Source organism: Citrobacter sp. wls615, assembly GCF_005281355.1.
GTDB lineage: Bacteria > Pseudomonadota > Gammaproteobacteria > Enterobacterales > Enterobacteriaceae > Citrobacter > Citrobacter werkmanii.
On sequence record NZ_SZXM01000066.1, the window covers coordinates 1 to 23,352 of the forward strand.

18 protein-coding genes are annotated in these 23,352 nt (G+C 52.7%); 1 reads left to right on the forward strand and 17 read right to left on the reverse strand.

Going from position 1 to position 23,352, the window contains the following annotated elements; translation table 11 throughout:
- Nucleotides 1-59: 59 nt before the first annotated feature.
- The 4 genes from mukB to cmoM are packed head-to-tail and all read right to left on the reverse strand — an operon-like array spanning nucleotide 60 to nucleotide 7,323.
- Nucleotides 60-4,520, reverse strand: a complete 4,461-nt coding sequence (gene mukB / locus FDX04_RS18270; RefSeq protein WP_137349307.1) for a chromosome partition protein MukB — start codon at nucleotides 4,518-4,520, stop codon at nucleotides 60-62.
- Complete coding sequence (gene mukE, locus FDX04_RS18275) at nucleotides 4,520-5,224, reverse strand: chromosome partition protein MukE (RefSeq protein WP_137371312.1); 705 nt, start codon at nucleotides 5,222-5,224, stop codon at nucleotides 4,520-4,522. Before mukE ends, mukB begins: the two co-directional genes overlap by 1 nt.
- On the reverse strand, nucleotides 5,205-6,527 hold the full coding sequence (mukF, locus tag FDX04_RS18280; RefSeq protein ID WP_137359938.1) for a chromosome partition protein MukF: 1,323 nt from the start codon (nucleotides 6,525-6,527) through the stop codon (nucleotides 5,205-5,207). Before mukF ends, mukE begins: the two co-directional genes overlap by 20 nt.
- Nucleotides 6,520-7,323, reverse strand: a complete 804-nt coding sequence (gene cmoM / locus FDX04_RS18285) for a tRNA uridine 5-oxyacetic acid(34) methyltransferase CmoM (RefSeq protein WP_042309438.1) — start codon at nucleotides 7,321-7,323, stop codon at nucleotides 6,520-6,522. The genes mukF and cmoM overlap by 8 nt, the downstream gene beginning before the upstream one ends.
- Before the next feature lie 135 nt (nucleotides 7,324-7,458).
- On the opposite strand from cmoM, the gene elyC reads away from it, so the two are divergent.
- Nucleotides 7,459-8,223 (forward strand): envelope biogenesis factor ElyC, encoded by a 765-nt coding sequence (gene elyC / locus FDX04_RS18290; RefSeq protein WP_137359937.1) that lies wholly within the window; start codon nucleotides 7,459-7,461, stop codon nucleotides 8,221-8,223.
- A 58-nt stretch (nucleotides 8,224-8,281) separates the two neighbouring features.
- Here the strand turns inward: elyC and FDX04_RS18295 are convergent, their stop codons facing one another.
- The 13 genes from FDX04_RS18295 to FDX04_RS18355 form a co-directional block, all read right to left on the reverse strand.
- A complete protein-coding gene (locus FDX04_RS18295; protein ID WP_137359936.1) occupies nucleotides 8,282-9,175 on the reverse strand; it encodes a YcbJ family phosphotransferase in 894 nt (297 codons plus the stop codon).
- Between the two features lie 165 nt (nucleotides 9,176-9,340).
- The gene (kdsB, locus tag FDX04_RS18300; protein WP_042309444.1) at nucleotides 9,341-10,087 is read right to left on the reverse strand and encodes a 3-deoxy-manno-octulosonate cytidylyltransferase; all 747 of its coding nucleotides are present in this window, start codon (nucleotides 10,085-10,087) and stop codon (nucleotides 9,341-9,343) included.
- Nucleotides 10,084-10,266, reverse strand: a complete 183-nt coding sequence (ycaR, locus tag FDX04_RS18305) for a protein YcaR (protein WP_003035793.1) — start codon at nucleotides 10,264-10,266, stop codon at nucleotides 10,084-10,086. The genes kdsB and ycaR overlap by 4 nt, the downstream gene beginning before the upstream one ends.
- Before the next feature lie 51 nt (nucleotides 10,267-10,317).
- Entirely contained in the window at nucleotides 10,318-11,550 is a 1,233-nt protein-coding gene (locus tag FDX04_RS18310; protein ID WP_137359935.1) for a winged helix-turn-helix domain-containing protein, read from the reverse strand.
- Between the two features lie 41 nt (nucleotides 11,551-11,591).
- Entirely contained in the window at nucleotides 11,592-12,569 is a 978-nt protein-coding gene (gene lpxK / locus FDX04_RS18315; protein WP_137359934.1) for a tetraacyldisaccharide 4'-kinase, read from the reverse strand.
- On the reverse strand, nucleotides 12,566-14,314 hold the full coding sequence (gene msbA / locus FDX04_RS18320; RefSeq protein WP_042309449.1) for a lipid A ABC transporter ATP-binding protein/permease MsbA: 1,749 nt from the start codon (nucleotides 14,312-14,314) through the stop codon (nucleotides 12,566-12,568). Before msbA ends, lpxK begins: the two co-directional genes overlap by 4 nt.
- 36 nt (nucleotides 14,315-14,350) lie before the next feature.
- Nucleotides 14,351-16,615: a ComEC family protein gene (locus FDX04_RS18325; protein WP_137359933.1), complete on the reverse strand. Its 2,265-nt coding sequence runs from the start codon at nucleotides 16,613-16,615 to the stop codon at nucleotides 14,351-14,353.
- Nucleotides 16,616-16,820: 205 nt separating this feature from the next.
- The gene (ihfB, locus tag FDX04_RS18330; protein WP_003035780.1) at nucleotides 16,821-17,105 is read right to left on the reverse strand and encodes an integration host factor subunit beta; all 285 of its coding nucleotides are present in this window, start codon (nucleotides 17,103-17,105) and stop codon (nucleotides 16,821-16,823) included.
- A gap of 159 nt (nucleotides 17,106-17,264) precedes the next feature.
- Nucleotides 17,265-18,938 carry a 30S ribosomal protein S1 gene (rpsA, locus tag FDX04_RS18335; RefSeq protein ID WP_003035776.1) on the reverse strand — a complete coding sequence of 558 codons (1,674 nt, stop codon included), beginning with the start codon at nucleotides 18,936-18,938 and terminating at the stop codon, nucleotides 17,265-17,267.
- Nucleotides 18,939-19,051: 113 nt separating this feature from the next.
- The gene (gene cmk, locus FDX04_RS18340) at nucleotides 19,052-19,735 is read right to left on the reverse strand and encodes a (d)CMP kinase (protein WP_061381864.1); all 684 of its coding nucleotides are present in this window, start codon (nucleotides 19,733-19,735) and stop codon (nucleotides 19,052-19,054) included.
- Nucleotides 19,736-19,906: 171 nt separating this feature from the next.
- Nucleotides 19,907-21,190, reverse strand: coding sequence for a 3-phosphoshikimate 1-carboxyvinyltransferase (gene aroA, locus FDX04_RS18345; RefSeq protein WP_137359932.1), 1,284 nt, complete (start codon nucleotides 21,188-21,190; stop codon nucleotides 19,907-19,909).
- A gap of 68 nt (nucleotides 21,191-21,258) precedes the next feature.
- Nucleotides 21,259-22,347: a 3-phosphoserine/phosphohydroxythreonine transaminase gene (serC, locus tag FDX04_RS18350; protein WP_137349300.1), complete on the reverse strand. Its 1,089-nt coding sequence runs from the start codon at nucleotides 22,345-22,347 to the stop codon at nucleotides 21,259-21,261.
- Between the two features lie 213 nt (nucleotides 22,348-22,560).
- The gene (locus tag FDX04_RS18355; protein WP_038639302.1) at nucleotides 22,561-23,253 is read right to left on the reverse strand and encodes a DUF421 domain-containing protein; all 693 of its coding nucleotides are present in this window, start codon (nucleotides 23,251-23,253) and stop codon (nucleotides 22,561-22,563) included.
- Between the last annotated feature and the right edge of the window lie 99 nt (nucleotides 23,254-23,352).

Sequence of the window (23,352 nt, forward strand, 5' to 3'; positions counted from 1 at the left end):
AGCCTAGCTGGGGGTTTTCTGTGCACAAGAAGAAGGCGGCTATTTAGCCGCCTTCTTACTTAACTTGCCTGCGAGGAAGCGTCTTCAGTTCCTGGCAGTGGCTCAGGTAACTGCGGGGCAAACCCACGCAGACCCACCACGTGAACGTGCTCGGTGTTCTGGAAGACTTTACGCACCAGTTTGTAGGTGGTGCCTTTCTCCGGGCTGATGTTTTCCGGCGCAGCGATAATCAGCTGCATCTGCAAACGCTCGCACAGTTCAAACAGGGTCGCGATAGAGCGGGCATCAAGTCGCGCAGCTTCATCAAGGAACAGCAGACGACAAGGCGAGATATCTTTCCCGCGCAGTCTGCGACCTTCATCTTCCCAGCTTTGTACAACCATCACCAGGATCGACATCCCGGTCCCGATCGCCTCACCGGTTGACAGTGCGCCAGATTCAGCACGCAGCCAGCCGTCTGAACCACGGTTAACCTCAACTTCCATTTCCAGATAGTTACGGTAGTCCAGCAGCTCTTCACCAATGGTTTGCGGCGTGCGTTGCCCCATATCAATCTGCGGATTCAGACGCTGATACAGCTTCGCCAGCGCTTCAGAGAAGGTCAGACGGTTGCTGTTAAACAGATCCTGATGCTGTTCATGCTGCTCGGAAAGTACGTCCAGCAAGGTGGCGTGGGTTTCACGCACGTTGACGTTCAGACGAACGCTATTTACCTGGCCAAACGATACGCTTTGCAGACCCTGGTTCAACATACGGATACGGTTTTGTTCGCGCTGAATCGTCTTACGAATGATGTTCGCCACGCTGCGGGAGCTGATCGCCAACTTCTGTTCACGCGAGGTTAATTCTTCCGTCAGACGGCTCAGTTCGATCTCCATCTGTTCAATCGCTTCCACCGGATCGTCGGTGCGAATAATATCCTGACGAATACGTTCACGCAGATGTTGATAAACCGCGACAAAGAACTGAATTTTACGTTCCGGGCGCTTCGGATCTTCAGACATGCGCAACACATCACGCAGGTGTTCGTTATCCGCCACCGCCAGACGCAGCGCGCCCAACGCCTTATCCGACATCGAACGCAGTTCATCGCCAGAAAGATACGCCAGCTCGCGACGGTGCAGACGGCGTTCAACGCCATTGTCTTTCACCATGCGCATGACCGCACACCAGCCGGCTTTCGCGGTGACCACCTGTTCGCGCATCTCAAAATAATCGCGTTCCAGTTTGCGCAATTTGCGAGTCAGGTTATCCATCTCCGCTTCGCAGAAGGTCAGCGCTTTTTCCAGTTGGTTACGGCGCGCACGGTTGTTACTGAGCTGCGCATGCAGTTCATCACGACGGATACGGGCACGCTCTTCCGCGCCGCTGTCAGCACGAACGCCGATATCCTGCAGTTCACGTTGTAAATCGTTGAGCAGTTCTTTTTTAGTGTCATAGGAGCTTTTCAGCGACGCCATGACCTGGTTGTACTGGCTTAACTGCGCGGCGTGGCTGCGCAGCGCTTCACGAGCGCGGGTACGTTCAGCTTCCGCCTGTTCCAGACGCTGGCGCAGTTTTTCGTTCAGATCGCTGTTTCCGCTCAGCATTTCGGCTGAATCGGAATAGCTAAAGTGCGCCCGGCGTTGTACGACCTCAGTCAGCGCAAACGCCTGCTGACGCGCATCACGCTGCATCTGCTGGGAATACGCGTAATCTTCCTTCAGTTGTTCAAACTGCTCAGGGTCATTTTGCAGAACCGAGACCATCGGTTCCAGTTTGGCTAACTGATTACCGTGCTGCTGCACAAAACGCGCCGCTTCCTGAGCTTCATCCAGACGCTCGCGAATTTCGTCCACGCGATCGGCCAGCGTGTCATCGGCCAGCAGATTTAAACGCGGCAGCAGGCGGTTCAGCGCAGAAACCCCCTCTTTCGCCTGTTCAAACTGCATACGGCTTTGCTGGTTATCATTTTCATGATTGGTCAGCGCACGCTCCAGCTCAACGCGGCGGCTGTTCAACTGACGAATTTCCGCTTCTGGATCGGCTTCAAACGCCACCGACAAATGGCTGCCGATAAAGCGGCTGAACGCCTGATGCAGGCGCTGGGTTTTCTGGACGTCAAAAGAGAGCGTGGCAAAACGTTCAGACAGCCCTTCACGCTCGGCATGCAGGGTTTCGATACGGCTTTCGCGCGCCGCACGACCAAAAATCGGCACCGTCGGGAAGCGGGAATAACGCCACTGACGTTCGGCGGTTTTCACCACCACCGCTTTTTCCAGCTCATCAACGCTGAAAACACTGTCATCAAACGACTGCGGATCCCCTTCGATAAAATAGAGATCTTCCGGACAATCCGTCAGGCCTTCAAGTTGTTCGGTAATCAGCGACAGATCCGGCACCACGATAGCATGGCGCGATGGACCGTACAGCGCGGAGAAGTACGGCGCATCTTCAAGGCTAACGTCGTCATAAATTTCTGACAGCAGCACGCCACCGAAGCGTTCCGCCAGCGCGTTCAGACGTTGATCTTCCGCCCCGCCCGGCTGACTTAAACGTTCAATTTCTTCATCAACCGCGTTTTTGCGCGCGCCAACTTCATCGCGCTCAACAATGGCCTCACGCTCGCGCTCCAGCAATTGCTGCAGATATTCGGTCACGTCCTGGCTTGAAGTAAACTCTTCGCCGCACTGTTCGCTAAGTTGATTCAGGCTATTTTGCGCGGCCAGCCAGACCGGTGCGCGTTTCATCAAATGCTGGATACGCGACTGCAGCTGTTCCTGTTCCTGACGCAGCGTCATTCGCTGTTCGCTGGCTGACGATACGCTGTCCGACAAGGCGGCGATGCGCGCTTCCAGCTCCTGGTGCAGCGCTTCCAGCTCATCGATATCGAACTGTTTACCCTGACGCTTGCAGAATTCCGCCAGAAGACGTTCGGCGTCTTGCTGTTCGCGCAGACGCTGTTCCAGCTCGCTGAGTCGCATACGCAACGGCTGAACCTGTTCCGCCAGGTGACGCTGCTCAACACCTTCCCGCAGCAGTTCACGCGCCACGCTCCAGGCCTCACCACGCGCCAGTGGGCCGTTGATCGCCGCCACCAGCTGATAAGCCTGTTCAAACTGACTGTGCGCGGTTTGCGCCACGCTCATTTTTTGTTCCAGCGTCAACAGTTTTTCTGTAGCTTCCTGCTCTTTGGCCTGGAAGGTTTCCAGCCATTCAGCAGCGCTGTCGGCTGTCAGATCCGGTAAGTGACACAGCTCTTTGGCCCGGCTTAACGCCTGAATTGCCTGGGCATACTGGATAGCTCGCGTTTGCTGGACATCCAGCGCCTGCTGGTAATCGGCAAGCTGACTTTTCAGCTCATCCACCTCCAGCTCAGCAGCTTCCGCGCGGGCTTCGTTTTCATCCTGGCGGTCAACGGCTTCCGCGACGACCTCATTTTGTTCTTCGAGACGGATCTGTAATTCCTCGAGATCCGCTTCATAGCGTTCAATTTTTTCTTGCTGACGCAGCGCGGTTTGCACCAGGTTGAGGTGATCGCTCGCGGCCTGGTAATCAGCCTCCAGATCGCCTTCCGCGCCATTATGCTCGCCCAGCTCGCGCGCCATATCTACGTGTTTATACTGCTCAGCAGCCAACTGCTTGCGTGAGGTATGCAGTTCACGACGATATTCCAGCGCTTTATCCAGATGAATACGGCGCTCGTTGGCATGGCGCATATAATCTGCTGCCACGTAGTTGGTCGCTTCGCTGATCAAATGCTTAAACAGATCGCGGTCAGACTGGGTTACGCGAATAGCTTCCAGCGTCATGCGGTTTTCACGCAGCGCGGCTTCCATATCCTGGAACGCTTTGCGCACGCCACCGTTTTCTGGCAGCAGGTAATCACGCAGTGAGCGAGTAATGGCGCTGGAGATACCGCCATACAGCGAGGCTTCAATCAGACGATAGAATTTACTACGATCGGACGCAGAGCGCAGACGACGGGCAATGATGCCCAGATCGAACATCAGCGAGTGATAATCCGTTATCGAGTTGAACTGCTTAAACTGCACGCCTTCCATCTCATCAAGCTTCTCTTTCAGCTCAGGGAGAGACAGGACGCGCGCCTGGCGTTCGTTCAGCGTTTCCGTAACCAACTGAGTGGGTTGCACCGACATCGGCAACCCCTGAATGGCAAACGGCTTGATATCCACTTTACGATCGCGACCGGCAACCTGTTGCAGACGAACGCCAACAACCACGCGCTGATGGCGGGAGTTGAGGACGTCGAGCATTGAGTAACAGACACCCGCTTTCAGCTTACCGTGCAGACCTTTGTCACGTGAACCGCTGGTCGCACCGGCTTCGGTGGTATTACGGAAATGCAGCAGGGTTAAATCCGGGATGAGCGCCGTAACAAATGCCGCCATGGTCGTGGATTTACCCGCACCGTTACCGCCGGACAGCGTGGTGACCAGTTCATCCAGGTCGAACGTACGGGCAAAAAAACCATTCCAGTTAATCAGCGTAAGTGAGCGAAATTTACCGCGTTCAATCATTATTCTTCTTCTCCACTGTCCGGCTGATTCTCTTCGGGCTCATCGTTGAGCTGCAGGCGGTTCTCGACCGGCATCGCTTCGCCATCACGAATTAAGCGACGCTGGGCTTCACGCGAATCGTCACCGCTGCGCACGTCTGCGCCAAAGCGGAAGACCGATTCCGTAATACGGAATTTGCTGCTGTCGTGGCCCAGAAACCACACCATACCTAAGCGACGCAGACGGTTTAGCGAAGAACGTACCTTTTCCTGTAGCTTCTGACGGTCAACGTCCGAACCGGTTGAACGATTGTTCACCAGCTTCAGCAGTTTCGCTTCGTCCGCCAGCGTCAACAGCTCGTCGTACAACTCTTGTTGGGTAAAAATCCCTTCATTCGCCAGGCGTTCCGGGCTGAGATAGAGATAGCAAAGAATTTTACCCACCATCATATCCAGTTCGGACAGAACCGAACGCGGAATGAGCGTCGTTGAACGCGGGCGAAGATAGAAGAATCCTTCCGGCGCGCGGATCAGTTCCACGTTATAGCGGCTGTAAAATTCTTCAAAATACTCCTGAAAATCCATCAGGAAGGCATGATTATCCAGTTCATCCAGGCCGATATGTCGGCCCGAACGTAAGGCGCTATCCAGCGCCGGAAATAACGGATTCGCCAGCGCCTGCGCCAGCTTTACCGGCATCACTTGTTCAATATTTGTCAATGACATGCGCCTGTACCTTGGCTCCGTAATCATTAATCGGCTGCCATTTGGCTGGCAGTCCGGTGAAATCTGCTTGCGCTACGCCAAGACGTACCGCCTGATCGATAACAATACGCGCGACGTCGAAGTGACGCGCACGTGGATATTGCGCCAGATACTCGCGCACTACCAAACCGAGATCCAGTGGCGTTTGTCTGGATTTGTAGATAGCCAACTGTTCTTCGATAATCGCCGCCAGTTGCTCACGGATCTCGTTAAATTCTTCATATTCCAGATCTGTCGGAAGCTCACCGGTGACCTCTTCGTCACGCAGGACCATCTCTTCATCACGCATATCCAGCAGACGGTCGGCGTTGGCATAAGTCAGCGCCCACGGATCGTCAAAATAAGTCTGCACGGACTGGCGCAAACGCTGGGCAAAGACGCGGTTTTTATCCATATCAATCGCGGTACGGATAAACTTATGCACGTGACGATCGTAACCGATCCACAAATCAATAGACTGCTGACCCCAGCTGATAATGCGGTCGAGTTTGCTTTGTAAGTCAAACACCAGCCTGTCGACAAAATGCAAATCGTCATGCGTCATCGTGGCATCCTGGATGCGTAACAGGTTTGCCTGTAGCTTATCGCCAGCCGCTTCCAACGTATCCTGCAGTTCGCGCAGCGTCCCGGAAGTTTCAGAAAGCAGCAGTTCACAGCTGGAAATCGCCGCCCGCCAGTCTTTATTCAGCAACTGCGCGATATCGTCTTTCACTTGCTGCTGCTGTTCATCCATGATGCGCTGGGTGAGATCGATACTGTCAAAAATCTCCGCCACCGAATATTTCAGTGGCGCATAAACATTGCGATGCCAGTGGAACTCATCGCCACCTTCCTCTGCCGCATCCGCCGCGCGCTTCAATTCACCGGCCACAATCGACAACTGCATAGAAAGACGCAGTGTAGAGAATTCGCGTTGACGAATATAATAATCGGTGATGCCAATGCCGAGCGGCGTCAAACGATAAATCGCGTTTCCTTCTGCCTGCTCGCTGGTAAAGCGGTTCAGCAGACGTTGACGCACCATATCGTTGATCGCGTTGTTCGCGCGTACGCCAATGGTTTCGCTGGTTTGCTCAAACGCATCACTCACATGGCGGAACGCATCCACCAGCTCACCTTCACTCATCTCGCCGTCAAGTCGCTCGCCGTTCAGAGTGGCGACCGCCAGCAGGAACGAAAGTCTGTCTACCGGCAGAGAGATGGAGAAGTCATTTTTTCTGGCCCAGGCAACCAGTTCGGGGACTGTCTGGGAAAATTCACTCATAGGTTATCCTTGCATCTGCGGCTCGGGCCGGACTTTTAATCGCGGTGACATGAATATAGCGCCCAAGGCTGATATACGGTTCCTGGCGGCAATAGCGCGTTTCTAACTCAAGTAACATTTCGTAGTCGTCATGCTGTTTATGCTTATCCCGCAGATAATCATGAAACACACGGACGCCGGTTTTACTCGTTATCTGCCAACCGATCTCTTCCAGCCACTGGTAAACCTGCCCCGGATCGCGTGGGTAGTCCGGTGAAAGCGTACGCTTTTTACGTTTCGGCATCCCCACCTGCACATAGTCAAAGTTCCCTGCGACCATGTTATGCATCAACAGACCGTTAGCATTGTAGAACATTAACGACAGCGCGCCGCCGGGACGCAATACTGACCACAGCGTCTGTAATACGCTGACGGGATCCGTCACCCATTCCAGCACAGCATGAAACAATATCAGATCAACCGGGGTTTCCAAATGCGCAGTAACGTCCTGAGCGGCGCATTGTATAAAATGCATGTTTCCGCTCACACCTTTTGCCTCTGCCGCCTGTTTCGCACGGGCGATCATTTCGCCTGACAGATCGCATAATGTCACGAAGTGCCCACGTTGTGCCATCTTGATGGCCGTTTGCCCTTCACCACCGCCGGCATCCAGAATGTGCAATTTTTGCTCACCGAATGTCGCTAATAATCGATCCAAATCCTGCCAAAGGATAGCCTGTCTTAATTGACCTTTGGTGGTGCCGTAAATGTTACGGGAAAACTTCTCTGCAATGTCATCAAAATTGCGATCCCGCATCGGGCTCTCCACATGCTGGCTTTAGGGTGACTAAGTAAAACCGCTATTTTGTCACACCCACGCCGAGAATGAACCTTCCTGGTGTAATATCCCTGCAGATCCCCTGCTGTATGGTTAAAAAAGGAACCAAAAAGGATGCTTTTTACGCTGAAGAAAGTGATTGGCGGTATGATGCTGCCGCTTCCGCTGATGCTAACGATGATGGGTATTGGCCTGGCGCTGGTCTGGTTTAGCCGCTTTCAAAAAACAGGGAAAGTGTGTATCAGCCTGAGTTGGCTGGCGCTATTACTCCTGAGCTTGCAACCCGTCGCCGACAGCTTGCTGAAACCTATTGAGGATAGCTATCCCACCTGGCAGGATACGCAAAAAGTAGAATATGTTGTGGTGCTGGGCGGAGGATATACCTGGAACCCACAGTGGGCGCCGAGCTCAAACCTGATTAGCAATAGCCTTCCACGCTTGAATGAAGGTATTCGCCTATGGCGCGCGAATCCAGGGTCGAAGCTTATCTTTACCGGTGCCGCCGCAAAAACGAATAACGTTAGTACCGCGGAAGCTGGCGCCCGCGTAGCACAGTCGCTGGGGGTGCCGCCGGGTGACATCATCACGCTGGATCAACCCAAAGATACTGAAGAAGAAGCAGTGGCAGTAAAGCAGGCCATCGGCAACGCACCGTTTCTGCTGGTGACCTCCGCGTCGCACTTACCGCGTGCCATGATTTTCTTCCAGCAGGCCGGGCTACACCCGCTGCCAGCACCTGCCAATCAGTTAGCGATTGATTCCCCGCTTAATCCATGGGAGCGGGCAATTCCCTCGCCCGTCTGGTTAATGCACAGCGATCGTGTCGGATACGAAACGCTGGGACGCATCTGGCAGTGGCTGAAAGGAACGGAACATTGACAGAAATGTTGCCTCTTATCAGGCCTACAGATTCAGCGCAGAATTCCAGGCCGGATAGTCAGGCGAGCCACGGCAGCAGTGATTTTGTCGCCAGATCAAAGTTGGCACGATTAAAGCGTCCGGTATTGACCAGTTGCGCCACCTCATCCCATAACACATACAACCAGCGCCGCCAGATGAATGACTCCGCCACTGGCGCGCGTTGCAGATATTGCCAAAGCAGGCTCTCCGCCAGCGCATTGTCCATTAAGCGGAACAATTCATATTCTCTTGGCGCCCATAGCATCAAGCCCGGTCCCACCATCGCCAGAAGCTGATCGCTACGAGCATCTTTGAGCATGCTGCGTAAACTGAAATTGCCGTGGATCAGCACGCAGTTATCATTAAATCCGGCAAATAAGTCGGGTAAACATTCACGGGTGCGGAACAGAATCCGCTTGTCCTGCATCGTCAGCCCAGTATTGTTGAACTGATTCAACGTGCTCCACAATACCTCGACACGCTGGCGATACCAGGACGGCCAGATATTCTCTTGCGTGTTATCCACCGCTCCCACGCAGCCGCGGCTATCCTGCCGATGCCATGACAGCAACCCTTCTACGATTTGATCTTTTAAATGTTCCCAGCGCTCGGGCGTTCGGGCAGGCGCTTCCACCGGCACGCCGCGTAGACGCTCAAGCAAGAGCACATCAGGACCGGGATGCTCCTCATGCGTTAAGACGCCATAAATGACCGGCATACGTACCGTGCCACTGCGCGCCAGCATGGAGGTTTTCCATGCCAGCTGCTGCGCCATCCCCGGCGTGGTGAAACTTCTCGCCATCAGCGGCATCGGATTGCCCTGACTGTCGTACAATGACCACAGAGCGGTATCCACTTTTTCATTCACGCATTCAATACGACTGAGTTTTTCACCCAGCAGATGGCTGAGTTCGGCACGCAACTGTTCCATTTCAGATTGCCCTCATAAAAGCTACTGCTTTCATAATGAGCGTCGCGCAGACAGATGTCACCCGGATGAGATCAATTGATGAAAAGAAAAGCACAGGGAAAACGTAACGATACGACACTCCTCCCAAAAATACGCGGCATCATGGGGGGAGTGCCATGAGAAAAACTAACGCATTTCGGCGCGAACGCGCTCAAGATCCTCGGCAGTGTCTACGCCAGTACCCGGTACTTCTTTAGCGACGGCCACGTGAATTTTTTCGCCGTACCACAGCACACGCAGTTGCTCCAGCATTTCAATATGCTCAAGCGGGCTGGGCTGCCAGTTAACATAGCGGCGAATAAAACCGGCGCGATAACCGTAAATCCCCAGATGACGCAGGAAGGTATCGCCTACCGTTTCCAGGCTTTTGGCAAAACGGTCACGATCCCAGGGGATGGTTGCGCGTGAAAAATAGAGCGCATAGCCTTCGTTGTCCAGAACGACTTTAACCGCATTCGGATTAAATGCTTCTTCCGCACTATGAATGGGAGCCGCAAGGGTCGCCATGCCAACCTGGCGTTGCGCCAGATTTTCGGCCACCTGACGAATAATGACCGCTGGGATCATCGGCTCATCACCCTGAACGTTCACAATAACGGTATCATCGCTAAAGCCACATTTCTCGACGACTTCCGCCAGACGCTCGGTACCCGACTGGTGATCGGCCCGGGTCATGCAAACTTCCCCTCCCACCGCTTCTACCGCACGAGCGACATCTTCATGATCGGTGGCAACGATAATGCGCTCAGCGCCAGATTCACGCGCACGCTCCAGCACATGCACGATCATCGGCTTGCCGTTGATATCCAGCAGCGGCTTGCCCGGCAAACGTGTAGACGCATAACGCGCAGGAATAATGACCACAAAACTCATGATTTACTCTCATCCGCAGTCAGAACGCGGGCTTCAGTTTCCAGTAAAACGGGAATGCCATCACGCAGTGGGAAAGCAAGGTTATCCAGTTTACAAATCAGTTCCTGTTTTTCCTGGTTAAACCAGAGTTTGCCATTGCATACCGGGCAGGCAATGATTTCAAGCAGACGATGATCCATAGTTCCTCCAGATGGACCGGATTGTGAATCCGTAAATATTAACATAATCGCTTAACGGGCTGGGGCTATTTCCCAACCATGACGTGCGCCAGCAAATAAACCTTCAGGGTAGCGCCCCAGCGTCACGCGCGTTGCCTGCTGCCAACGGGCAAAATCATCAATCGCCTGGAACAACCCTTTTTGCAAAGTAACGCCAGGTTTGACCCCATCCTGTAACCATAGCGAAATCACCTCCAGCACACCTGTTTTACGGTGCATTTTGGCATCCATCCGCCCCACTAACTGTCCACGATGCAGCAACGGCAGGACAAAATAACCGTACTGACGTTTCGTTGCTGGCGTATAACATTCCAGCCGATAGCTAAAATCGAATAGCTGCTCTGCCCGTTTGCGATCCCAGACCACCGGATCAAACGGTGATAAAACCGTGCTATGCGTTGCCGTTAATTTCCCCCCCAGTGCCTGCTCAAGCTGCGGTTGAAGATCGCTATGCAACCACAGGGTTCCCAGCCCTTCAACGTCGACCGGGATAATTTGTTGCTGCTCCTTGCGCACATCACACCAGTTTTTTAACTCCGGGCGCTTCAGGCGATAGTAGTCTGCCAGCCACTGTTCGCGAAAAATCCCCAGACTACGGGCGCTGTTATCCAGCATGATAATTTCGGCTTCCTCTTGTGAAAGCCTGTCACGTTCATCATCCCAGTGCGGCATGACGCGATGGGTTAAATCATAGACTCGCTGGAAATTACGCCGCTCCACCACCATCACTTTCCCGGCAGTAAACAGTCCTTCAAGGTGTCGCTTATGCGGCTTCCATTCCCACCAGCCGTTGGCTCCCTTACGGGGATGTTCAAAATCGACTGAGCGTACCGGCCCGTTATGGTGGATATGCTGGAGCAACTGCTCAATCTCATGGGCATGTTCTGTCATCCACGCCGCTTTATATTTCCAGCCCATCTTCTCCGGCGTCAGCATGCGGTGGCGTATCAGCATAAAGTCACTGCGCGGCATAAAGCAGGCCTCGTGCGCCCAGTACTCCATCAGCTCACCCTGCCGTAGCGAGTCATCCAGCCATTGCGGGGAATAATCACCCAATCGACTGAACAGCACCAGGTAAGGACTACGCGCCACAATATTAATGGTATCGATTTGCAATAAAGACATGCGCGAAATGGTGGCAAGAATATCGGCAGGAGATGCCTGGCGGCGTGTTTTTTTCAGCAGCCCTTGGGCGGCAAGATGAAGATGACGAGCATCCGTCAGAGAAAGGTGCGGCAACGACATTTATGACCTCATAAATGATTCGCTGCCGCAGCTTGAATCCGTTAGCGAGTCAGCGAGATTAAGCTATCCAGCAACATATCAGGCCGTTCGCCTGACAAATGTGCGTCCACGGGTAAATACCACCAGTTATCATCAGCAAATGCGCGGCATTTAACCGCATCTTTTTCCGTCATCACCAGCGTTTGCCCTGCGTCTGAAAACGCACTGACGTCACTGTAGGTCAGAGATTGATGATCTGCCAGCGCAATACATTTTTGTGGTTTGGCTCCGCACGCTTCAAGCGTGGCAAAAAAACGGGGCGGATGGCCAATACCCGCCATGGCAACAATATTGCTTAGCTTTGCCACATCACGACGTTCACCCGTGCGTAAATTAACGGCCAGCCCTGGTTCAAGTCGCATGGGGATTTCCCCCGGCTGCGGACTGCCACCGTTAACGATTGTCGCATCCACCGATTTAAGCCGACCTGCGCGTTCCCGCATTGGACCGGCCGGAAGCCACCAGCCATTGCCAAACCGACGTTCGCCGTCAATCACCACGATTTCAACATCTCGCGCCAGACGATAATGCTGTAGACCATCGTCCGTCACAATAATCTGCACATCATGATGCGCCAAAATGGCTTTTACCGCATCCGCTCTGTTCGGAGAGACCGCTACAGGCACGCCTGTACGCTGGTAGATGAGCACTGGTTCATCGCCCGCTTCTGCAGTCGTAGTATCTATTGTCAACAACAGCGGGTAAGCCGCGGCTTTTCCACCATAACCACGAGAAACCACGCCCACGCGGATACCACGTTGTTGTAGTCGTTCAACCAGCCAAATCACCACCGGCGTTTTACCGTTCCCGCCTGCGGTAAGGTTTCCCACTACGACTACTGGTACCGGCGCACGCCATGCGCGCTTGAGTCCAAGTTTGTAGCATAAGCGGATCCCCCCACTCACCAGACCATACAGCCAGGAAAGTGGAAGTAATAAGCGCCACAGCGGCGATTCACCAGACCAGATACGTGCGATCATTGACCAAATTGCATTTTGTGTAATTGCGCATACACGCCGCGTTGCTCAATCAGCTCGTTATGGGTTCCGCGCTCAACAATCACCCCGTCTTCCACCACGATGATTTCGTCCGCCTGCTCAATGGTAGAAAGACGGTGTGCAATGACCAGAGAAGTACGGTTTTTCTGTAGCTCATCCAGTGCAGCCTGAATCGCGCGTTCAGATTCAGTATCAAGAGCCGACGTAGCTTCATCAAGGATCAGGATCGGACTGTCACGCAGTAAGGCACGGGCGATAGCGATACGTTGACGCTGTCCGCCGGAAAGCAATACGCCGTTTTCACCAATCACCGTATCCAGACCATTATCCATCTTATTGATGAAATCCATGGCATAGGCCATCTGCGCCGCTTTTTCAATCTGCTCACGGCTGTATAAATCGGTACGCGCGTAGGCGATGTTATTCGCGACCGTATCGTTAAACAGGTGCACATTCTGCGAAACCAAAGCAACCTGATCGCGCAGGGATGCCAGGGTATATTCGCGCAGATCGTGTCCGTCCATCAGAATCTGCCCTTCATCGATATCGTAGAAGCGCGTGATCAGACTGGCGATGGTAGATTTACCTGAACCCGAACGACCAACCAGAGCGACGGTTTTACCCGCCGGAATATTCAGGTTGATGTTACGCAGCGCAGGGACTTCACGTCCCGGATAAGTAAAGGTCACATTGCGGAATTCCAGATCGCCGGTAGCGCGTTCGATAACGCGTTTACCTTCGTCTTTCTCCTGTTCGCTATCCAGAATCGTGAATAAGGTCTGGCATGCCGCCATACCACGCTGGAACTGCGCGTTGACGTTAGTTAGCGATTTCAACGGACGCATCAGCGCGATCATTGACGAGAAGACAACGGTAATGGTCCCTGCCGTCAGGTTTTCCATGACGCTTGGGAAACTGGCTGCATATAACACGAAGGCCAGAGCCAGAGACGCAATCAACTGGATGATAGGATCGGAGATAGAAGAGGCGGAAACCATCTTCATACCCTGTAAACGCATCTTGTTGCTGACTTTATCAAAGCGTTTAGTTTCGACTTCCTGCCCACCAAAAATCAGAACTTCTTTGTGGCCTTTCAGCATCTGCTCCGCACTGGTCGTAACCTGCCCCATGGTGTTTTGCATGTTTTTACTGATGCTACGAAAGCGCTTAGAAACCACACGAATCGCCACTGATACAATTGGCGCCAGTACTATCAGAATCAATGACAGCTGCCAGCTGTAATAGAACATCATGATGAACAGGCCAATAATTGAGGCCCCTTCACGTACCACGGTGATCAGCGCGCCGGAAGACGATGACGCTACCTGCTCTGAATCATAGGTAATACGTGACAGCAACGTACCTGTAGACTGTTTATCGAAAAAGGAGACTGGCATGCCCATCATGTGACCAAACAGGCGACGGCGCATGGTCATAACCACTTTGCCCGACACCCATGAGATACAATAGCTGGAGACATAGCTGGTTAAACCACGAACTATCATCAGCCCAATGACCACCAGCGGCATCCACAGCAGCACCGAGCGGTCAGTTTTACCAAAACCATCATCCAGTAATGGCTTGAGGAGCGATAACATGAAGGTATCGCTGGCCGCGTTAAGGACTAACGCTATACCCGCCACGATCAGACCCGATTTAAAAGGCGCTATGGTTGGCCATAGTCGGCGAAACGTCTGCCACGTAGAGAGATCTTTATCGTTATGCATTCAAAAAACCAGCATTTGTTAGAATAGCCGCATATTCTACCCGTTATCCTCCGACACGCCAAACCACTGATGATACCAACGGGGTAAAATCTGATCCCGCATGCTGCGCATTTGCCAGGTTTGTGGGTAAAAATCCAGCGTAATCTGCCCCTGATGTGGCGTGTCAAGCCATTGATAATCTTGTTGCCGATAGCGCCGCTTCACCTTCAAGGATGGCAGTCGCCAGGCATTGTAACGGGATGCCGAGGCCAACGCCGCCTGTCCGCCAACACGCTGAATCAGCGCCAGTGATGACGAAGTATTGCTGCCATGGTGTGGAACCTGCATAACGGTTGACTGCAGATGCGACCAGTAGTGACTTAGCATTTTTTGTTCAGCGGGAGACTCAATATCACCGGTCAGAAGAATACTCTGGTATCCGTCATCGACTTTAACCACGCAGGATTGGTTATTCCCCCGCGCTTTATTTCCGCGCAGGGGCCAGTGTGCACTGAACGTTAATCCTTGCCATTGCCAGCGTTCCCCGCGAAAACACGGGAGATGACCTTTCCAGCCTAGTGGGCTTCTTATCCATAAGAATGGCCACGCTTGTTGCAGCGAGCGCAACCCACCCCGGTGATCCATATGCTCGTGGCTTAAAATTATCCCTTCTGGCTTGAGGTTGTGCCAGCGTAACCAGGGAATGATCAATTGCTGCGCGCTATCTCCCTCAGGCCATGCCAGACCCGTATCATATAGGATCGCTTTCCCATTGCGGGCGATCACCATCGCCAGTCCCTGCCCGACGTCCAGCATATGCACTTGCCATGCATCCGTGCGTGGCGCCCGCCAGAGCGGTTCACTCAGCAAAAATAGCACTGTGAAACAAAGCATCGGTAGAGTACGCCAGGCATTCAGTCGCCATGCGATGAGCATCAGCCCAGGTGCCAATGCAAGCCATTGCCAGCGAGCATCTATATTGATCCAGCCCTGAGGCAGAGCATTAAGTCCCCAAAATAACAGCGCCAGAGAGCGATCGGCTAAATACCACAGTCCCGATTCCAGCCCTCCCAGACTGGTTAAATGCACCAGCATGCCGGCTAATATCAGCGGTACGGAAACAAACGTGACCAGCGGTACGGCAAATAAATTAGCCACCAATGAAGTCAGGCTGATGCCGTGAAACATCGAAATTTGCACAGGCAGAAGCAGAATCGTGATCCCCAGTTGCAGATGCGCTAGGGCCAGCAGTATGCGTCCAATGCGAGAGAGAGACCAGGCAGGTAAAGGTACCCACTGATACCAGAATATCAGCGCCGCGACGGCAAAAGCAGATAACCACAGACTCTGTGACAGAATAGCGAGAGGATCCGCCACCACGATGGCTGCGAGACAACAGACCCAGACCGACCATCCGCTCCACTGCCTGCCGCTTAGCTTCAGCGCCCCCCAGACCATCAGCGCGACTATCGTGCGCAATGCAGGAGGCTGAAGCCCCGTTAACCAGGCATAGAATGTCGCACAGATAATCCCGCCAACCAACGGAACCTGCCAGCAAATCCATTTGGTTGGCATAAAAAATTGTCCACCGCGAATCAGTCCTCCCGCCAGAAGTGCGGCAAACGCAATATGCAGCCCGGAGATAGCCATCAAATGCGCCGTGCCGGTATCACGCATAATGGCTTTTACCTCTTGTGACACGGACAGGCGCTCCCCCATTCCCAGACCCAGTATGACCTGCTGCCAGGGATAGTTGGCGAGCTGGATTTTCAACGAAGAGAGATACTTCGAACGTAAGCTACATTGTGGCGCGATGACCGAAGCCTGCAAGAACCGTCCCGTCAGCGGCTGATGCTGTGCTAACGCATAACGTTGACTGTCAAATCCCCCCTCGTTCAATTGGCCGTGTACGGCGCGAACTTTAAGCGTCATCGCCCATGTCTGGCCCGCGCAAACGTCGCCGGGCAGGTACTGCCCATACAGAACAATTCCTTGCGCTGGAAAGATTCGCCGCCCCTGCAGGTGCGTGATCTGACCGTAGTGCGTGGTCATATTGTCGGTTCCGGTTATGCGCACGATTGCCTGCTGGTTTTTAGCAGGAAGCGTATTACCCGCCCAAAGCGCATCTTTCGCCGCCATTATTCCCCAAAGAAAAAACAGCACGGTTAATCCGGCGAGACGCATATGTTTGTGGGGAAAAAGACAGAGCAGGCATGCCAGACAAAATACAACGCCGATGCTCAGCATTTCAGGCAGCGCGGGTAATAGCATCAGAGGGAGAATGCCGCACAATGCACACGTACTCACCGTTGTTATTTTCATCAATACCTCCCTGTTGCGGGAAGTGTGCAGTAATACTCAACGGTTGTCTGGCGACAATTTACTGTTATACGGCACGCGTTCCGCTGATATTCAGCAGCGGATGTAACGTGCGAATTAACTGGGATGAGGATTCCAGTATGAACCTGCAGAAATGAAAAAAGCACCCATACAGGTGCTTTTCTCGGCGTTAAGTCTCGCTAAAAACTTAACCGTAAATATTGGCGCGATCGCGCAGTTCTTTACCTGGTTTAAAGTGCGGAACGTATTTCCCTTCCAGATCCACTTTATCGCCGGTCTTCGGATTACGTCCGGTGCGAGGTGCGCGGTAATGCAAAGAGAAGCTGCCGAAACCGCGGATTTCAATACGCTCGCCCTGCGCAAGAGTCGAGGCCATATGTTCCAGCATCTCTTTTACTGCATCTTCAACCGCTTTCGCGGGAATATGAGGTTGCTGGGTTGCAAGTCTTTCAATCAATTCTGACTTGGTCATGATTCCTCCGGTTCCTTAAAGGCATAATTAGCTGCTGCATTGATTAAGGGCGGCCGTAGCCGCCCTTTGTCATTGATTACAGGACGAATCCTGTAATCTGTCAAGCTACTCGTCACCCTTTGTGCTGTTAACGGCACAAAGGATTTAGAGAACTCGATATTACTCGCCTTTAGCTGCTTTGAAAGCTTCAGCCATTGCGTTGTTAGAGAAGTTTGCATCTTCCTGTTTGTTAACAGTCGCGATTGCATCTTTCTCATCAGCTTCGTCTTTAGCACGAACAGACAGGCTGATTGCACGGTTCTTACGATCAACGCCGGTGAATTTAGCTTCAACGTCGTCGCCTACGCTCAGAACCAGAGTTGCATCTTCAACGCGGTCACGGGAAGCTTCAGAAGCGCGCAGGTAACCTTCAACGCCGTCAGCCAGTTCTACGGTTGCGCCTTTGGCGTCAACTGCAGTGACTTTACCGTTTACGATTGCGCCTTTCTTGTTCAGTGCAACCCAGTTGTTGAACGGATCTTCTGCGAGCTGTTTAACGCCCAGAGAGATACGCTCACGCTCTGCGTCAACCTGCAGAACAACTGCTGCGATTTCGTCGCCTTTTTTGTATTCACGTACTGCTTCTTCGCCTGCAACATTCCAGGAGATGTCAGACAGGTGAACCAGGCCGTCGATGCCGCCGTCCAGGCCGATGAAGATACCGAAGTCAGTGATAGACTTGATTTTACCTTCAACACGGTCGCCCTTGTTGTGGGTTTCCGCGAACTGCTGCCATGGGTTGTTTTTGCACTGCTTCAGACCCAGGGAGATACGACGACGTTCTTCGTCGATATCCAGAACCATAACTTCCACTACATCGCCAACGTTAACAACTTTGGACGGGTGGATGTTTTTGTTGGTCCAATCCATTTCGGAAACGTGAACCAGGCCTTCAACGCCTTCTTCGATTTCAACGAAGCAGCCGTAGTCGGTCAGGTTGGTCACGCGACCGGTCAGTTTGGTACCTTCCGGATAACGCTTAGCGATAGCTACCCATGGATCTTCGCCCAGCTGTTTCAGGCCCAGAGATACACGAGTACGCTCGCGGTCGAACTTCAGCACTTTAACAGTGATTTCGTCGCCAACGTTTACGATTTCGCTCGGATGCTTAACGCGTTTCCATGCCATGTCGGTGATGTGCAGCAGGCCGTCAACGCCACCCAGATCAACGAATGCACCGTAGTCAGTGAGGTTCTTAACGATACCTTTAACTTCCATGCCTTCCTGCAGGTTTTCCAGCAGCTGATCGCGTTCTGCGCTGTTTTCGGATTCGATAACGGCACGACGGGAAACAACAACGTTGTTACGCTTCTGATCCAGCTTGATGACTTTGAACTCAAGCTCTTTGCCTTCCAGGTGCAGCGTGTCGCGGACCGGACGAACGTCTACCAGGGAACCCGGCAGGAACGCGCGAATACCATTCAGCTCAACAGTGAAGCCACCCTTGACTTTGCCATTGATAACACCAGTAACGGTTGCAGCTTCTTCGTAAGCTTTTTCCAGCGTGATCCAAGCTTCGTGACGTTTAGCTTTCTCACGGGACAGCAGGGTTTCACCGAAGCCGTCTTCTACTGCATCCAGAGCAACGTCAACTTCGTCACCAACCTGGATTTCCAGCTCGCCCTGGGCGTTTTTGAACTGCTCTGCCGGAATGGCGGACTCAGATTTCAGACCAGCGTCAACCAGTACTACGTCTTTGTCGATAGCAACAACAACACCACGAACGATGGAACCCGGACGGGTTTCGATTTCTTTTAAGGATTCTTCAAACAGTTGAGCAAAAGATTCAGTCATGTTTAATCTTCAGGTTTCATATTTAACGTCCACCTGGCTCCATGCCGGATGGGGTTGTTTAACATACCCGCTGTCAGTCCATTGCAACGGGGGTACTGCAAATTCGGTCGCACTTAAGCGAGTGCCAGTTTTTGGCGCGCATATTGTAACGCTTTTTCAATCACTTGCTCAATGCTTAATCGGGTTGAATCCAAAACTAAAGCATCAGCAGCAGGAATCAGCGGCGCTACAGCACGATTACGATCGCGGTAATCGCGTTCTTCGATCTCGGCCAAAAGGCGTTCAAAGTTAACACTAAAGCCCTTCTCCTGCAACTGTAGCATACGTCTATGCGCACGTTCGTGCGAGGAGGCGTCCAGAAAAATTTTCACCGGCGCATCCGGGAACACGACGGTCCCCATATCGCGTCCGTCGGCAATCAGGCCTGGCGCTTCGCGAAATGCGCGTTGACGACGTAGAAGCGCTTCGCGCACGCGGGGAAAAGCAGCCACCTGGGATGCGGCATTCGCCACTTCCTGAGTGCGGATTTCGCCGCTAACATCTTCACCCTCCAGAATGACTTCCAGGTTGCCGTCCGTTGAGATAAAACGCACATCCAGATGTGAGGCAAGCGGTACCAGAGCATCTTCAGAGGTGACATCAACATGGTGATGTAACGCTGCGAGCGCCAGTACGCGATAGATCGCGCCTGAATCTAACAGATGCCATTGCAATGCTTCCGCCATTGCTTTGCACAAGGTGCCTTTACCTGCACCGCTTGGGCCATCAATGGTAATAACCGGGGCAATTGCCGTCATCTTTTTCTCCTTAAACGGGCATACGTTAACGTGAACGCCGCGCATTATACGCGCCAACGGCAACGATCGTTATCTTTGTGTGAAAAATGCAGAATCATTGAAGCTGAGTGTAGAAGAAATAGACAATCAGGGATGACAGAATGTGCCGCACCTGATAGTGCGGCAATAAAATCAGGCCGGCGCGCTAATACGCGCCAACTGTTCGAAATAATCCGGGAAAGTTTTGGCGGTACATTTGGGGTCAAGAATGGTGACAGGGGTATCAGACAGCGCCACCAGCGAGAAACACATCGCCATACGGTGATCGTTATAGGTTGCGATATCCGCAAACTTCAGCGTCGCTGGTGGTGTGATGCGGATGAAGTCATGCCCCTCTTCAACTTCCGCGCCCACTTTGCGTAATTCCGTCGCCATCGCAAACAGACGGTCGGTCTCTTTGACGCGCCAGTTGTAGATGTTGCGTAGGGTTGTGGTGCCTTTAGCAAACAGCGCGGTCGTGGCAATAGTCATCGCCGCGTCGGGAATATGGTTCATATCCATATCCACAGCGTTCAGTTCACCGTGAGTACAGGCAATAAAGTCATCGCCCCAGGTAATGGTCGCGCCCATTTTTTCCAGTACATCAGCGAAGCGAATATCGCCCTGCATACTGTTGCGGCCAATGCCAGTGACTTTCACTGTACCGCCTTTAATGGCGCCCGCCGCGAGGAAGTATGAAGCAGAAGAAGCATCGCCCTCAACCAGATAGGCGCCCGGTGACTGATACTGCTGCTGCCCCTGCACAACAAAGCGCTGGTAGTTCTGATTCTCAATTTCAACACCAAACGTCTTCATCAGATTCAGGGTGATATCAATATAAGGTTTGGATACCAGCTCGCCCTTAATGACGATCGTCGTATCTTGCGGTGCCAACGGTGCAGTCATCAGTAGCGCAGTGAGGAACTGGCTGGATACGCTGCCGTCCACCTCAACCTGACCACCGCTAAAACCACCGCGCAGACGAAGCGGAGGATAGTTTTCCTGCTCCAGGTACTCAATGCTGGCCCCCCCCTGGCGCAACGCATCAACCAGATGGCCAATCGGACGCTCCTTCATGCGCGGTTCGCCCGTCAACACGATGTCATTACTGCCCAGACACAGCGCAGCGGCCAGTGGACGCATAGCGGTTCCGGCATTGCCAAGAAACAGTTCCACTGCCCCTTCGGCATGTAATGCGCCACCGTTGCCGATAATCTCGCAGCGGGTGCGATCGGCGGAAAGGGTATAGCTAATCCCTAACGCATTCAGTGCATTGAGCATATGACGGACATCGTCGCTGTCCAGCAGGTTGGTCAGAACAGTGGTGCCATTTGCTAATGCGGCCAGCAGCAAAGCGCGGTTAGATACACTTTTGGATCCAGGCAGATTGATGGTGCCATCCACCCGCGCAATGGGTTGTAACGTCAGGGATTCCATGAAACTCAACTCTCAAAACAGATATAAAAACCCCACAGGCGGGCTGTGGGGATGAAAAGTACAGCAGATTAACCGCGGCGGCGTTCGAAATCGACCATGAAATCGGTCAGTGCTTTTACGCCTTCAAGCGGCATCGCATTATAGATAGACGCACGCATACCGCCGACCACACGATGGCCTTTCAGTGCATGCAGCCCCGCAGCGAAAGACTCCTCCAGGAAGAGTTTATCCAGGGCGCTGTCAGCCAGTTGGAACGGGACGTTCATACGTGAACGGTTCGACTTCGCGACATCGTTACGATAGAAGTCGCTGTTGTCGATCACGCCATACAACAGCTCTGCTTTTTGCTGGTTAATTTTATCCATCGCACTAACACCGCCCTGCTCTTTCAGCCACTTAAAGACCAGACCAGACAGATACCAGGCAAAGGTTGGCGGCGTATTGAACATGGAATCGTTGTCATTCAGCACGGTATAGTCGAGGATTGACGGGCATGAGACATGCGCTTTGCCCAGTAAATCTTCACGGACGATGACAATCGTCAGACCGGCCGGGCCGATATTTTTCTGTGCCCCGGCATAAATTACGCCATAACGACTAACGTCAAGCGGTGCGGAAAGAATGGTGGAGGACAGATCCGCCGTGACCACAACGTTGCTGGCAAAATTCGGCGTTTCATCGATCGCAATGCCATCGATGGTTTCGTTCGGGCAATAGTGCAGGTATGCCGCGTTATCAGAAAGCTGCCATTCACTCATCGGCTTAACAGCACGCAGGCCGTCCACGGTGACTTTGGCATCAATAACGTTTGGCGTGCAGTATTTTTTCGCTTCTTTAATTGCGCTGGCGGCCCAATAACCGGCATCGACGTAATCCGCGGTGGTTTTATCGCCCAGAATATTTAACGGGATACCCGCGAACTGCCCGCGACCACCGCCATGGCAGAACAACACTTTATAGTTGGAGGGGATGCTGAGAAGATCGCGAAAATCCTGCTCTGCTTCCTCTGCAACCTGGATAAACTCTTTACCCCGGTGGCTAATTTCCATTACCGACGTGCCAAGACCGTTCCAGTCGCGAAGATCCTGTTGAGCCAGTTTAAGTACTTCCGCCGGTAGCATTGCCGGACCTGAACTAAAATTGAAGACCTGAGCCATTTCCCCTCACCACGTTGTGTTGTTATCCAATCAACATCCTGTCATTGACGATAATCCTGCGACAGACATTGGGTATAAGTTATTCCTGTGGATATCGGTTTTATCATTCAGTGACACGCGCCGCAATGGGTAAAACTGGCTGGGGTAAAAATGAGTCATCGATCACACAACAGAATCTATCGGATTGACGGACAAAAACCGATATTTTCGCTGTCAGGTGACCCGTTTTGCCCGACTGGCCTTCGACCATTCTGGATTTGCGCAGCGCGGACATAATTGATGATCCCCCGCGCTCATTTGCACCACTTCACTACACCGTACACATGCATAGTCGCCTGTTTCAGGCACCACCTTAAATCGCTGTGTACAATGTTTAGGCAGGATACTGAGTCCCGGTTTTACGTCTTCATCGGCAAAGAAGTAAACGCTGATCTGCCCATTCGTCTCCAGAATAGCGAGTTTCACCTGCCCCAGTTGCTCTACGCCGTTCAAACGCAGCTCCATAAAGAATTCGAATTCCGTCATATTGGCGCGATTAAGCTTTGACCATGACAATTCACCGTCTTCAATGATGACCACTGGCTTGCCTTCCAGTAGATCTTCCAGCTTTTCGCTGTGTGACATCAGCCACATGACAAGACGATAAAGCAGCGCCAGGGTAATAAAAACCACCAGCACCGGAATCATCGGCACATCGTCATAAAACGCCACATCGCCCGCCGCAGAGCCCAGCGTAAGAATAATCAGCACTTCAAAAAGCGACATCTGCCGTACGCCACGCCGCCCTGTAAGCTTTAAAAACAGAAAAACCAATATAAAGGTATAGAGACTGCGCAGCGCAACCTCACCAAGAAACTCCATTGGCACCTTATCCAGTGCCATACGCTGTAAATCGAATGCTTTCATTTTGTGCTCTTAACATTGTTGACTGTGTGAAAGCATAGCCAATAGTTTTATTTACGCCTGGGCTCCGGCGGCGATAGCGCCGTTCATTGAAAACCCGTA

Bases quoted from the DNA above. Each gene is read 5' to 3' on its own strand.
- mukB (WP_137349307.1), bottom strand. From the start codon at position 4,520: ATGATTGAACGCGGTAAATTTCGCTCACTTACGCTGATTAACTGGAAT.
- mukE (WP_137371312.1), bottom strand. From the start codon at position 5,224: ATGTCATTGACAAATATTGAACAAGTGATGCCGGTAAAGCTGGCGCAG.
- mukF (WP_137359938.1), bottom strand. From the start codon at position 6,527: ATGAGTGAATTTTCCCAGACAGTCCCCGAACTGGTTGCCTGGGCCAGA.
- cmoM (WP_042309438.1), bottom strand. From the start codon at position 7,323: ATGCGGGATCGCAATTTTGATGACATTGCAGAGAAGTTTTCCCGTAAC.
- elyC (WP_137359937.1), top strand. From the start codon at position 7,459: ATGCTTTTTACGCTGAAGAAAGTGATTGGCGGTATGATGCTGCCGCTT.
- FDX04_RS18295 (WP_137359936.1), bottom strand. From the start codon at position 9,175: ATGGAACAGTTGCGTGCCGAACTCAGCCATCTGCTGGGTGAAAAACTC.
- kdsB (WP_042309444.1), bottom strand. From the start codon at position 10,087: ATGAGTTTTGTGGTCATTATTCCTGCGCGTTATGCGTCTACACGTTTG.
- ycaR (WP_003035793.1), bottom strand. From the start codon at position 10,266: ATGGATCATCGTCTGCTTGAAATCATTGCCTGCCCGGTATGCAATGGC.
- FDX04_RS18310 (WP_137359935.1), bottom strand. From the start codon at position 11,550: ATGTCGTTGCCGCACCTTTCTCTGACGGATGCTCGTCATCTTCATCTT.
- lpxK (WP_137359934.1), bottom strand. From the start codon at position 12,569: ATGATCGCACGTATCTGGTCTGGTGAATCGCCGCTGTGGCGCTTATTA.
- msbA (WP_042309449.1), bottom strand. From the start codon at position 14,314: ATGCATAACGATAAAGATCTCTCTACGTGGCAGACGTTTCGCCGACTA.
- FDX04_RS18325 (WP_137359933.1), bottom strand. From the start codon at position 16,615: ATGAAAATAACAACGGTGAGTACGTGTGCATTGTGCGGCATTCTCCCT.
- ihfB (WP_003035780.1), bottom strand. From the start codon at position 17,105: ATGACCAAGTCAGAATTGATTGAAAGACTTGCAACCCAGCAACCTCAT.
- rpsA (WP_003035776.1), bottom strand. From the start codon at position 18,938: ATGACTGAATCTTTTGCTCAACTGTTTGAAGAATCCTTAAAAGAAATC.
- cmk (WP_061381864.1), bottom strand. From the start codon at position 19,735: ATGACGGCAATTGCCCCGGTTATTACCATTGATGGCCCAAGCGGTGCA.
- aroA (WP_137359932.1), bottom strand. From the start codon at position 21,190: ATGGAATCCCTGACGTTACAACCCATTGCGCGGGTGGATGGCACCATC.
- serC (WP_137349300.1), bottom strand. From the start codon at position 22,347: ATGGCTCAGGTCTTCAATTTTAGTTCAGGTCCGGCAATGCTACCGGCG.
- FDX04_RS18355 (WP_038639302.1), bottom strand. From the start codon at position 23,253: ATGAAAGCATTCGATTTACAGCGTATGGCACTGGATAAGGTGCCAATG.